Below are 13,268 nucleotides of genomic sequence, written 5' to 3'. Positions count from 1 at the left end.
AAAAGGTTATTACGTCCCTATGTCGAGAGAATTGTTTCCGATGTAAAATTTTCGTAAAAATTGTTAATCCGCCCCTTTTCCCCGGTATTCCGGGGCATTTTTTTACCCAGCTCCCTTTTAGCTTGCATACAGGCTGTTCTAAGGGGTGAAAGTGCCCAATGTGGGTTTGGTGGAAGTGTTACAGGCTATATAAGATAAAGTACATATGCTCCTAGTGACAGTCATCACGAAGCAGTGCGCTAGGACAGCATGACACACATGCCTTAACACCGACATCTACACAAGGAGGGGAACCGTCCCATGTTTAGGTACATCCTCCAGCGATCGCTGACGTACCTCGTCATGGTCTTTATTACGACCACGATGGGTTACTTTGCAGCGGTTACTGCCCTGAAGCCTGCCCTCTTGGAGCAGGAAAAGGTTCCGAAGCCTAGCCCCGAGCAGGTGAACCGTAACTTCGCATCCCTGGGTCTCGATCCCGAAATGAACCCCTGGGACCGCTACGTTCAGTGGCTGACCAATGTGGTCACCAAGTTCGATTGGGGCCGTAGCCCCAACGGCGCGTACATTAACCAGGAATTTGGCCAGCGCGTGTGGGTTTCTACCCGCCTGCTGCTGGTGGCTACCATTCTCTCGATTGTGATTGGTATTGCCCTGGGTGTGTACTCGGCAGCTCGCCAGTACAAGTTCTCTGACCGTGTTATCACCGGTTACTCCTACCTGGTCTACATCATCCCCGCTCCCGTTGCTTACTTCGTGGTGCAGCAGGGCGCGACCACTATCAACAACATCGCCGTTGCTAATGGTGGAGAGAAGATTTTCTATGTGACCGGTATTTCGACTCCGGGTCTGACCGGATTCTGGGAAATCACCATGGATATGGCGGCGCACTACGTCGTGCCGACCTTCTGTATGACCATCTTCGGTTGGGCTGGTTACCAGATTGCACAGCGTCAGTACCTGCTCGATAACGTGAACGCTGACTTCGTGCGTACCGCTCGTGCTAAGGGCTTGACCCGTAACCAGGCGATTACTCGCCACGCACTGCGCGTCTCCTTCATCCCCGTGGCACAGTCCATCGCGTACCAGATTCCGATGATTTTTGCGGGTGCATTCTTCGCCGAGACCGTCTTTGCATGGCCCGGTATCGGTAAGTGGTCGATTGACTCCATTTCCGCGCAGGACGTGAACGCTGCGACCGTGACCCTCGCGTACGGTTCTGCACTGTTCGCTGTCGGTGCGATCATCGCTGATATCGCTACCACCATCGTCGACCCCCGAGTGAGGATCTCATGAGTCAGGTAACTGCAACTTCCTCCGTACCGGTGGTACAGGAGAACGGTGACTTCAAGGTCATCAACAAGAGCGTTATTATTCTGCGCCGCTTCCTGCGTAACAAGGCTGCAGTCTTCGGTCTGTGCGTGTTCATCGGCATGGGTCTGTTCGGTCTGTTCGGTAAGTACCTGACCAAGTACAAGCCCAACGACATTGACTACATGGCGCTGGGTGAAGGCCCCTCGGCCGAGCACTGGTTCGGTACCACCATCGCGGGTAATGACGTGTTCGCCATGATGTCTGAGGCCGTCTGGACCTCTCTCCAGATTGGTGTGGTCGTCGGTTTGGCCACTGTGTTCATCTCCGCAGTTTACGGTTGTGTGATGGCGTACTTCGGTGGCTGGATTGACAAGATTATGCTGTTCATCCTCGAGACCCTGATCATGGTTCCCTCGCTGCTGATTCTGGCAATTCTGATCAACGGTCAGGTTGGTAAGCAGATTCAGAAGAGCGTCCCCACCTGGGTTCTGCTCTCTGCAGTGCTGATTGCCTTCGGCTGGATGGGTAGCGCCCGTGTTATTCGTGCAATGGCGCAGTCCCTCATCAACCGCGACTTCGTGAAGGCTGCACGCTACATGGGTGTGCACCCCTTCAAGATTGTGATGCGCCACCTGGTTCCGAACATTGGCTCCCTGCTGGTTCTGAACTTCACCAGCGGCATCATGGGCGCTGTGCTCTCTGAGGTCGCTTACTCCTTCATCGGCATCGGTATTAAGTACCCCAACTACTCGCTGGGCTCGCTGATTTCGGATGCTTCGCAGCAGATTAACACCCTGCCGCACATGTTCTGGTTCCCGGTTCTGTTCTTCTTCCTGCTGGTTGGTCCGCTGGCCCTCATGAACGACGGTCTGCGTGACGCATTCGACCCGACTTCGATGTCGGTCGGTAAGATCAAGAAGTCCAAGAAGAACGAGAAGGCAGAGGCACCCGCTGCCGCTGCAAAGGAGGCGAAGAACTAATGAGTACCTCTCCCGTTCTGAGCGTTAAGGACCTCAACGTCCGCTTCAACACTGAGAATGGCGTCGTGCACGCTGTTCGCGGTGTGAACTTTGACCTGTACCCCGGTAAGACCCTGGGTATCGTGGGTGAGTCCGGTTCCGGTAAGTCCGTTGCCTCCATGGCGATTATGGGCCTGCACCCGACCACCGCTGACATCACCGGCTCGATTAAGTACAACGGTACCGAGCTGCTGGGTCTGAGCGATAAGGAAATGTGCGCATACCGCGGCAAGGAGATCTCCATGGTCTTCCAGGATCCGCTGTCCTCCCTGACCCCCGTGTACACCATTGGTGATCAGATCGCTGAGGTGCTCAAGGTCCACAACAAGGGCATGAGCAAGCAGGCTATCAAGGACCGTTCCATCGAGCTGATGCGTATGGTGGGTATTCCTTCGCCGGCTGACCGCCTGCGTTCCTTCCCGCACGAGTTCTCCGGTGGTATGCGTCAGCGCATCATGATCGCTATGGCGATTGCGAATGACCCCCGCGTGCTCATCGCCGATGAGCCCACCACCGCGCTGGATGTGACCATTCAGGCGCAGGTGCTGGAGGTTATGCAGAAGGCTCAGGAAGAGACCGGCGCAGCGACCATCATGATTACCCACGACCTCGGTGTTGTGGCTGGTATGGCTGACGACATTCTGGTGATGTACGCCGGTAAGCCGGTGGAGATTGCGAAGGCAGAAGACCTGTACAAGCATCCCTCCCACCCGTACACCATCGGTCTGCTGGGTGCGGTCCCGCGTGTGGACCGTTCCGAGAAGGTCTCCCTGGTTCCGATTGAGGGTACCCCTCCGAACCTGATTAACCCGGTGACCGCGTGCTCCTTCCGCCCGCGTTGCCCCATCGCTAAGAGCGGTGGCCAGTGCTGCCAGGACTCCAACGGCGAGCCCGATCTGCAGCTGCTGGAAGGCGTTGGCGAGGGTCACTACTCCTCCTGCACCATCTCTCAGGAGCTGGTCGGTAAGACCGCTGACGAGCTGTACCCGGTTCCGGAGCCCCCGGTATCGAAGTACGACGGTATTCCGCGTGAGGAGCGTGCCCCCGTCCTGGAGGTCCGCAACGTCAAGAAGCACTTCCCGCTCATGAAGGGCGCGCTGATTAAGCGCCGCGTGGGCACTGTGAAGGCTGTGAACGGCCTGTCCTTCGACATTCGCGAGGGCGAGTGCTTCTCCATCGTGGGTGAGTCCGGTTGTGGTAAGACCACCACCCTGCTGGAAATCATGGAGTTCAACAAGAACACCGACGGTGAGATTCTGATCAACGGAACCTCCACCAAGGACGGCAAGTCCGCGGGTGAGATTCTTGAGTTGCGTAAGAACCAGCAGATGGTGTTCCAGGACCCCACCGGTGCTTTGGATCCGCGCTTCACCGTTTACGAGGTGCTTGCTGAGCCGCTGGAAAACCAGGGCATGAACAAGGCAGACATCAAGAAGCGCGTCATCGAGCTGATGCACATTGTGGGTCTGCAGCCTGACCACGTGAACCGCTTCCCGAACCAGTTCTCTGGCGGTCAGCGTCAGCGTATCGGTATTGCTCGTGCGCTTGCTGTGAACCCCAAGCTCGTGGTTCTGGATGAGCCGGTGTCCGCACTGGACGTGTCCGTCCAGGCTGGTGTGATTAACCTGCTGGAGGAGCTGCGTGCAAACCTGGGCCTGAGCTACCTGATGGTTGCTCACGACCTCGCGGTGATTCGCCACGCATCCGACCGCGTTGCAGTGATGTACCTGGGTCGTATTGTTGAGATTGGTGACGTCGACCAGGTGTTCGACAACCCGATCCACCCGTACACCCGTGCACTGCTCTCGGCAATTCCGGTCCCGGATCCCGAGGTTGAGGCAAAGCGCCACCGCATTATGCTTGAGGGCGACCTGCCCACTCCGGTGAACGCGCCTAAGGGCTGTGGCTTCTCGAGCCGTTGCCCGGTCTTCAAGCTGCTGCCTGAGGACAAGAAGCGTCGTTGCTTGGAGGAGATGCCGGAACTGACCCCCGTTGAGGGCCAGGATCACGGTTATGCTTGCTACTACCCTGAGGCTGAGGCCGCTACGGTGTAGCTCTAGAGTCGGCTGAATAAGTCGCATGTGTGCCGAGGGGCGAATATTCGTTGAATATTCGCCCCTCGGGTTTTTTATGCCCGGTATTGGTGGGCTGTACGTTGTTCGAGATTGTCACCTAGTGAGACGGTGCGAGCCGCAGAATGTGGCGCTAGGCACTGAAATCCTCCAGGAAACAGATAAAACTGCACTGACTAGGTATAACCTTTCTCACCATTCAAGATATGAATATTTATGGAAGGGCTTTCCTGCCGGCAGTAAGCCATAATTAAGCCTGTGGGTGCGCCGCTAGGGGCGTACCTCAAGGAACACATTCATAGACCGGCACTAATTCATCGCTCACCGCAGCCTATTGCGGCGCATGAGCAGGGAACCCTTGACGCTTTCCTGCAGGATTATTGAGGGTCAAACGTATAAGAGGACACTCTCATGGAGAAGAATTTCATCCTGAACCGTCGTACCGTTCTCGGTGGCGCTGCAGCACTGGGTACCGCGGGCGTACTGGCTGCGTGCGGCTCGTCCAAGGACTCCAAGGCAACCACCCAGGGAGCAACCGCGGGTACCGATGCCAAGGAACTTTACGACATTGCTGAGACCGCTGTTTCGGACCTGAAGCAGGGCGGTACCCTGCGCCTGTCTGTGACTGCACTGGGTCCGAACTTCAACCTCTTCGGCACCGGTGTTACCTCCTACACCCAGGCTGCTCTGAGCCCCATGTACTACAGCGGTCTCTGGCAGGCTAACCCCATGGGTAAGCGCACCCTGTCTACCGACTTTGCAAAGAGCTTCGAAATCGCTGAGGAAAACGGTCTGCCCGTTGTCTCCATTGAGCTGAACCCCCAGGCTAAGTTCAACGACGGTACCCCCATCGACTACAAGGCGCTGCAGGCTACCTGGAACATCCTCAAGAGCGTCGATGGCGACTACAAGATTGAGACCAGCGGTATCTACAGCAGCGTTGGCTCCGTTGAGCGCGACGGTGATGACTTCAAGGTCAAGGTCACTTTCGCAAAGCCGTACTACCCCCTGAACATCCTCTTCGGTGAAATTCTGCACCCGGCTCTGCTGGATAAGAACCTCTTCAACGAAGGCTTCGTGGACAACCCGCACCCCGAATACGCTACTGGTCCCTTCACTGTAGCTGAGGGCGGCTGGAACTCCTCCGAGAAGACCCTGACCCTGACCCGCAATGACAAGTGGTGGGGCGAGAAGCCTGTTCTGGAGCGCATCGTCTTCCGTCAGATGGATTCCGCTGCTGAGCGTGCGGCGTTCAAGAACGATGAAATTGACGCTGCTCCCGCTACCGCTGCTGCAAGCTACAAGGAGCTGAAGGAAATTGCTAACACCGAGATGCGTCGCGGTGTTCGCCTCTTCTCCGGCGGCATGGTCATGAACCCCGCCCGCATGCAGGACGTTGCTCTGCGCCGCGCTGTGGTCGCTGGCATGAACCGTGAGGCAATTGCCAAGGTTCGTTTCCAGGGTCTGGATTACGAAGAGAAGCAGCCCGGTTCGATGATTCACATGCCCTTCTCCGAGTACTACCAGGATGTCTACCCGACCCCGAACAACGATGCAGCTGCTGCATCGAAGATTCTGGAAGAGGCAGGTTACACCAAGAACGGCGAGTTCTACGAGAAGGACGGCAAGCAGGCTGCCTTCAAGTACTCCGTCTTCGGCGAGGACCCCACCTCCAAGGCTGTTGCTCAGACCGTTGTTCAGCAGCTCAAGGCTGTCGGCATTAATGTTGAGCTCGAATCCCGCGCTGCAAGCGAATTCGGTAAGGCAATGCAGGCTAAGGACTACGACGCAACTGCATCGGGCTACGCTCTGAGTGACCCGGATGCTACCCAGGCTACCCAGCAGTTCTACCTGCGTGAGAAGCCCGAGGACGCTGGCACCGACGAAATCAATGAGATGATCGAGAAGATGAAGCTCATTGCTGACGACAAGGAACGCAACCTGGCATGTAACGAGATTGAGAAGAAGCACCTCTCTGAGATTGCTGTGCTGGTTCCGCTCTTCAATGGTCCCGAGTACAAGTTCGTCAAGAAGGGTCTGCGCAACTACGGCGTTTCCCTCTACCAGGGCAATGGTATTCACTGGGAGAAGGTCGGTTGGGCTAAGTAAGTCCTCTTCCCTTCACCTACTAGGTGAATAGCCTGGAGCTATATGAAAGTGTCCACCCGGATCATCCGGGTGGACACTTTTTGCATATCTGGAGGGGTGCTTTGGGTGCTTTTGTATATCGATGTAGGGGAGCGGTGGTATAGCTATCCGGAAAAATCCGAAAAATTCGCACAAAAACAGGGTATTCATGGTATGAATATTCAGAAAATACGATAAATATTAAGAAATATTGTAAAAATGCTTGGTTTTCGATCCTGGGGCGCGCTACAGTGGAGTCATACAAAGTTATGCAGTGCTCTGCATAAATAATCAACACTTCGGGGATACGGGATACACCCGCCCACGCAAGACAGAAGGAAACCACTCCCATGACCGCCCACACCGCATACACCGCGAGTAGCCACGAAGCGACCAAGAACAGCTTCAGCCGCCGCGCCCTCATTGGCGGCACCGCGGCTCTGGGAGCTGTAGGTCTGCTCAGCGCCTGCGGCAACGGCAGCGCAAGCTCTGAAAAGACCAAGGCCGCCGGCGCCGGTGCCAATATCGAAGACCTCTACAACATCAACGCTCAGGATGTGAACAGCCTGAAGAAGGGCGGCACCCTGCGCCTGCCCGCCGGATCCATCGGTCCGAACTTCAATTTCTACACCCAGAGCGGTAACACCAGCGATAACGTCAACGTTATGAGCACCATCAGCCAGGCCGGCATGTGGAACCTCGACTTTGACGGCACTTACAAGCTGAACACCGACTTTGCTGTCTCCTTCGAGCACAGCAAGAAGGGCGACAAGGTTCAGGTTGCCGTCAAGCTCAACCCCAAGGCTGTCTTCAACGATGGCACCCCCATTACCTACAAGGCGCTCCAGTCCACCTGGAACATCTTCAAGAGCCTGGATAACGGCTACAACATTGTCTCCAGCGGCATCTACGAATTCGTCGAATCCGTAGAAAAGGGCGAAGACGACTACAGTGCAATCGTCACCTTCTCCAAGCCCTTCTATCCGCTGCAGAGCCTCTTCTCTGAGATTCTGCACCCCGCACTGGAAGACGTCGAGCTCTTCAACAACGGCTTCGTGGATGCGCCCCACCCCGAGTACTGGGCTGGCCCCTTCACCCTGGCGGATAAGGGCTGGGACTCCACCGCGAAGACCTTCAGCGTTGTACCCAACGACAAGTGGTGGGGCACCAAGCCCCTGCTGGACAAGATTGTCTTTACCCAGATGGAATCCAGCGCTGCACGTGCCGCGTTCAAGAACGATGAAATTGACGCTATCGGTGCAAGCACCTCCTCCACCTATGCCGAGGTGAAGAACATTGCGGGTACCGAACTGCGTAAGGGCACCCGCCTCTACGCTGGCGGCCTGGATATCAATCCCCGCCGCGTCAAGGACGCTGCCCTGCGTAAGGCAATCTTCGTCGGCACCAACCGTGAAGCACTCGCAAAGATTCAGTTCCAGGGTCTGCCCTACGAGGAAACCATTCCCGGTTCGATGATTCACATGCCCTTCTCGCCCTACTACCAGGATTCTTATCCGACCCCGAATAACAGCGTTTCGGAGGCGCAGAAGATTCTGGAGGCCGCCGGCTACACCAAGAATGGCGACTACTACGAGAAGGACGGCACGAAGGCTGGCTGTGCAGTGGTGGTCTTCGGTGACGATCCGACCAACAAGGGTAAGGCTCAGACCTTCACCCAGCAGATGAAGGATGTCGGCATTGAGATCCGGATCGATCAACACGCCGATAGTGAGTTCGCCACCATTTTGGGCAACTGGGACTACGATATTTCCTTCAGTGGCTACTCGGTCTCTGCTGACGCAACCGAGGGTACCAAGCAGTTCTACTACTCCGAGAACAACGAAGGTATCGGCAGCAAGGAAATCGATGCCCTCATCGACGCCATGACCCTCATTGAGGATGACAAGGAACGTAACCTTGCCTGTAACGAGATTGAGAAGAAGCACATGGCTGAGTTCGCCTTCCTGGGTACCATTACGAACGGTCCTGACTTTGTGATGGTCAAGAAGACCCTGGCTAACTATGGCCCGCACCTGTACAAGTCGATGGACTGGACTGCTGTGGGCTGGATGAACTCCTAAAAGACGCCTGCCCTACGAGCGGGTCGAATGTGTATGTGCACATTCGGCCCGCTTTGCTGTGCCCGCTGACTATTTCTGGAGGTGGGGGAGGGGGTGTCACTCGAAGGGTGGTGGGGTTGTGCCGACATGGATTTAGGTTCGGTGTCTTAGGGTCGGGCGTAATAATTAAGAAATATTTATCGTGTTGCACACTTGTAGTGATGTGTGTGGTGTACACTACTAAAAATATTAAATGTGGCTTAGAACATAGCTTTAGGTCACATTATTTTGCATGGCTTGACCTGCCCGCCCTCACCGCAGATAGCAGGCGCTCCTACAGGCGGAAAACCCGCCTCCAGAGCACGCGAGCCACCCACACTGCCAAACACTGCATCAGCGCAGTCCACACCCCGCAAGGAGCCCGTCATGAGCCCCCACCCCATCCCCTCCCTCTCCGGATTCAACCCGATCATGAGCCGCCGCGTACTGTTCGGTGGCGCAACCGCCGTCGCTGCTGCCGGCGTACTGAGCGCTTGTGGCTCCTCGTCCTCCAAGACCGAGCACAAGGCAAGCGAAACCCCGTTCTATGAAATCAACGAACAGGATGCCTCGAAGCTCAAGCAGGGCGGTACCCTGAACCTGAGCACTTACTCCCTCGGCCCGGACTTCAACCGCTTCTCCCAGAATGGCTCGAGCACCTCCGTCTCCGAAACCATGGGCGTTATCGCCGGTGCCGGCATCTGGCGCAGCACCTTCAAGGGTGAAGACGAGCTCGACCCCAACTACTGCCTCGGCTTCGAAGCTAAGGAAGTAGACGGCAAGATCACCGCAGAGGTTCGCCTGAACCCCAAGGCAGTCTTCAACGACGGCACCCCCATCGACATCGACGCTCTCAAGGCAACCTGGCAGATCCAGCGTGACCCCGACGGTGAATACAAGATTGCCGCAGCGGGTATCTACGAATTCATCGAAAGCGTTGAAGCTATCGATGGCGACCGCTACCACGCACGCGTTGTTTTCAAGACTGCGCACAACCCCGTCAAGGGTCTGCTCTTTGGTGGAATCCTGCACCCGGCGATGCTCGACGTAAACCTCTTCAACGAAGGCTTCGTCGACAACCCCCACCCCGAGCTCGGTTGCGGCCCCTTCACCCTGGCACCCAACGGCTGGAACTCCTCCGAGAAGACCTTCACTGCTGTGCCCAACGACAAGTGGTGGGGTGAGAAGCCCAAGCTGGACCGCATCGTCGTGCGTGAAATGGCAGACGCTGCAGCTCGCGCCGCCTACAAGAACGGCGAGCTGGACGTCGTGGAATCACGTACCCTCAGCGCCTACAACGAGATGAAGGACGTTGCGAACTCTGAAATCCGCCGCGGTCGCCGCCTCTTCGCCGGCGGCATGAACCTGAACGCAGAGCACATCACTGATGTTGCTGTCCGTAAGGCAATCTTCCTGGGTATCGACCGTGGTGCTCTGGCAAAGATTCGCTTCCAGGGTCTGCCCTATGAAGAAGAAGTTCCCGGCTCGATGCTTCTGTTGGGTTCCTCCCAGTACTACCGCGACAACTACCCGGCACGTAACCCGGAGGAAGCACGCAAGGTCCTGGAGAAGGCAGGCTACACCAAGTCTGGCGACTTCTACGCGAAGGACGGCAAGACCATCACCCTGAAGCTGACCACCTTCGGTGATGACGCCACCACCAAGGGTCAGGCACAGACCTTCATCCAGAGCATGAAGGAAATCGGCATTAACTTCGAGCTCGATTCGCGTGCACAGTCTGAATTCTCGAAGGTTGTTGGTAACCGCGAGTACGACGTGAGCATTTCGGGCTTCGGTGTGACCTCCGAGCCGACCAGTGCAGCCGAGTACTTCTACCACTCCAAGAACTGGAACGGCGTCGGCACCCCCGAAATTGACGCTATGGTCGACGAGATGGTCACCATCCTCGATGACGCTAAGCGCGCCGAGAAGTGCAACGAAATTGAGAAGAAGCACATGAGCGAGGTTTGCCTCTTCATCCCCTTCCTCAATGGCCCGGACTTCAAGGCATGCCGCCCGAAGCTCGCTAACTACGGTGCGTTCCTCTTCAAGACCACCGACTGGTCTACCGTCGGCTGGATGGCATAAGCCGCAGTTTTAAGCTCCCTGCCCCCTATACGTTTTCGCAGTGTCGTATAGGGGTGGGGAGTTTTTTCTTGTGGAGGGTTCAGCGCGCTTTAGTTGCCCCGACGCTGTGCTTGTAACTTGTAACGACTCTCAAAGTACCGGGTGTGACGCGCTCGCGCGCCAATGCTACATAATATTTCATTTTTTAGTTTTCGCACGCGGCTTCCGCATGATGATGCGGTTTCAGGCGCTGAACCCGTGATTTTTAGACGGTGTATAGTTCTTCCACGGATTGGACTGTGGTCTGCGTCGCTTCTTTTGGGGGTATACTGTGTTTCAACCACAAACAATGTGGGGGCTCTCACAAAGGTGATGGGCGGGAGCTTCGGCGCTCCCGAAAAATCAGCGCACAACACGGTGCGCTTATCGAATAGCACCCGAGCCCTCCGGCATGAGGAGAATACATGACTCATCTACGTATTAATCGCCGTACCCTGCTGACCGGCACCGTTGCCCTGGGTACCGTCGGCCTGCTCGCTGCATGCGGCGGCGGCTCTGACAAGAAGATCAGCGGTAAGGCTGCATCAAGCACCGAGGAAATCGTCAAGAACCTCGAAATCAACAAGCAGGACCGCTCCTCCCTCAAGCAGGGTGGCGAGTTCCGCGGTAGCGTCTCCGCAGTCGGCCCGAACTTCAACATTCTGACTCAGAGCGGCTACACCACCGAGAACCTCACCGCATTCGGTGGCGCCTGCAACATCCCCTCCGCTATCGGCTTCACCTCCCTAAGCCCTGCTGGCGAATACAGCCTCAACGACGACTATGTCAGCGACTACAAGGCAGAGACCGTTGGCGGCGTGCAGACCATCACCTTCAAGCTCAACTCTAAGGCTGTCTTCAATGACGGCACCCCCGTTGACGTTGAGGCAATCCGCGCCGCGTGGACCGTCTACCGCAACCCTGATGACGGCTACAACGTTATCGCCGCTCCCTTCTGGCAGCAGGTAGCATCCATCGACCCCGTGGATGGCGACAAGACCCGCGTCAAGATCGTCATGTCCAAGCCCCTGTACCCCGCTGAGACCCTCGGCCTGCTCGGTCTGCACCCCGCACTGACCGACAAGGAGCTCTTCAATAACGGCTTCGTGAACAAGCCCATGGATCAGTACTGGTCCGGCCCCTTCAAGATTGGCGAGTGGAACTCTTCGGCTAAGACCCTCACCCTCGTGCCCAACGACAAGTGGTGGGGCGAGAAGCCTCTGCTGGATCGCATCATCTGGCGCGAAATGGGCGACGAAGCAGAGCGCGCAGCGTTCAAGAACGGCGAGCTGGACAGCATCGGCTTTGCTGGCCTGGCAACCTACAACGCCGTCAAGGGTCAGCCCGGTGTCCAGATTCGCTCCGGCCAGAGCGTCGGCGTGATCAACCTGCAGTTCAACCCGACCCGCGTGACCGACACCGCCCTGCGCCGTGCAGTCTTCGCCGCGGTTGACCGCTCTCAGCTGGCTAAGGTCAAGTTCGGCCAGATCAACTGGGAAGAGCCCCTGACCGGCTCCATGATTGCTATGCCCTTCCAGAAGGGCTACCAGGACGCTATGCCTTCTAACCCCGGCCCCGAGGCTGCGGCAAAGATCCTGGAAGCAGCAGGCTACTCCAAGAATGGCGACTACTACGCCAAGGACGGTAAGACTGCAGGCTTCTCCATCACCTACTTCGGTTCGGATGCAACCTCCCTGGCTCAGTTCCAGAACCTCGAGCAGCAGCTCAAGGCAGCAGGTATTAAGCTCGAGCAGGACAACCAGCCGCAGTCCCAGTTCAACTCCGTGATGGGCTCTAAGCAGTACGACTGCGCCTTCTCCGGCTGGGGTATTGGTGCTGACCCCGCAGACAGTGTTCAGTACTTCTACACCAGCGAAATCAACGAAGGTGTGGGCGATCCCGAGCTGGATAAGTTCATCGCGTCCATTTACGAGAAGGAATCCCACGAGGAGCAGTTGAAGATGGCTGCTGAGGCTGAGAAGCAGCACATGGAGAAGGTCGCTATTTACTTCCCCTACGCTAACGGCCCCAGCTACGCAGCTGTGAAGGAGAAGCTGGCTAACTACGGTCCTTCCCTCTTCGCAACCAGTTACACCGACCCCAAGCGCTGGACCAATGTGGGTTGGCAGAACTAAAGCCACATGTTAATTTTCTGGATTCCTATTCGGTAGTTGCTGAATTTTCGGAGGCGCCGGTATAAGGCTCTGGAGGGTAAAGTCCCGCGGTATTCCGCCTCAGTGGCGGGGTACTGCGGGGCTTTTCTGTGTTTTTGATGGGGGGTTTGTGGTGGGGTGGTTTCGGGGATTGGCTGAAATATTTTCCCTAAAACGGTGAACTAGGTCATAGTGCGTGGGAAATGTGTGTATACTAATCTCAATGCAAAATGTGCGTGCTGTCACAAAGGTGTGCGGGTTGTGTTCCCCCGCGTACAGCAAAGCAGCATCCCACCTAACTGAGGAAAACTAATGACCACTTTCACCCTCAACCGTCGTACCCTGCTCACCGGCACCGTTGCCCTGGGTACCGTCGGC

Annotated in this window: 7 protein-coding genes; all 7 read left to right on the top strand. The window is 56.6% G+C overall.

Annotation, left to right across the window (positions count from 1 at the left end; all coding sequences use genetic code 11):
* The first annotated feature begins 300 nt into the window (after nucleotides 1–300).
* The 7 genes from HMPREF2605_RS03775 to HMPREF2605_RS03745 all read left to right on the top strand — a co-directional run bounded on the left by HMPREF2605_RS03775 (nucleotide 301) and on the right by HMPREF2605_RS03745 (nucleotide 12,872).
* Nucleotides 301–1,296 carry an ABC transporter permease gene (locus HMPREF2605_RS03775; RefSeq protein WP_005507218.1) on the top strand — a complete coding sequence of 332 codons (996 nt, stop codon included), beginning with the start codon at nucleotides 301–303 and terminating at the stop codon, nucleotides 1,294–1,296.
* Nucleotides 1,293–2,294, top strand: coding sequence for an ABC transporter permease (locus HMPREF2605_RS03770; protein WP_005507216.1), 1,002 nt, complete (start codon nucleotides 1,293–1,295; stop codon nucleotides 2,292–2,294). Before HMPREF2605_RS03775 ends, HMPREF2605_RS03770 begins: the two co-directional genes overlap by 4 nt.
* The gene (locus HMPREF2605_RS03765) at nucleotides 2,294–4,387 is read left to right on the top strand and encodes an ABC transporter ATP-binding protein (protein WP_070685241.1); all 2,094 of its coding nucleotides are present in this window, start codon (nucleotides 2,294–2,296) and stop codon (nucleotides 4,385–4,387) included. Before HMPREF2605_RS03770 ends, HMPREF2605_RS03765 begins: the two co-directional genes overlap by 1 nt.
* A 429-nt stretch (nucleotides 4,388–4,816) precedes the next feature.
* On the top strand, nucleotides 4,817–6,514 hold the full coding sequence (locus HMPREF2605_RS03760) for an ABC transporter family substrate-binding protein (protein ID WP_070483309.1): 1,698 nt from the start codon (nucleotides 4,817–4,819) through the stop codon (nucleotides 6,512–6,514).
* Between the two features lie 368 nt (nucleotides 6,515–6,882).
* A complete protein-coding gene (locus HMPREF2605_RS03755) occupies nucleotides 6,883–8,613 on the top strand; it encodes an ABC transporter family substrate-binding protein (protein WP_070846999.1) in 1,731 nt (576 codons plus the stop codon).
* Nucleotides 8,614–9,018: 405 nt separating this feature from the next.
* Nucleotides 9,019–10,719, top strand: a complete 1,701-nt coding sequence (locus HMPREF2605_RS03750) for an ABC transporter family substrate-binding protein (protein ID WP_070846997.1) — start codon at nucleotides 9,019–9,021, stop codon at nucleotides 10,717–10,719.
* Nucleotides 10,720–11,162: 443 nt separating this feature from the next.
* On the top strand, nucleotides 11,163–12,872 hold the full coding sequence (locus HMPREF2605_RS03745) for an ABC transporter family substrate-binding protein (protein WP_049353424.1): 1,710 nt from the start codon (nucleotides 11,163–11,165) through the stop codon (nucleotides 12,870–12,872).
* The last annotated feature ends 396 nt before the right edge of the window (nucleotides 12,873–13,268 follow it).

This window comes from Rothia sp. HMSC065C03 (assembly GCF_001837295.1).
Classification (GTDB): domain Bacteria; phylum Actinomycetota; class Actinomycetes; order Actinomycetales; family Micrococcaceae; genus Rothia.
The sequence above is the reverse complement of the archived record's forward strand: the minus strand, read 5'-3'. Positions and strand labels throughout refer to the sequence as shown.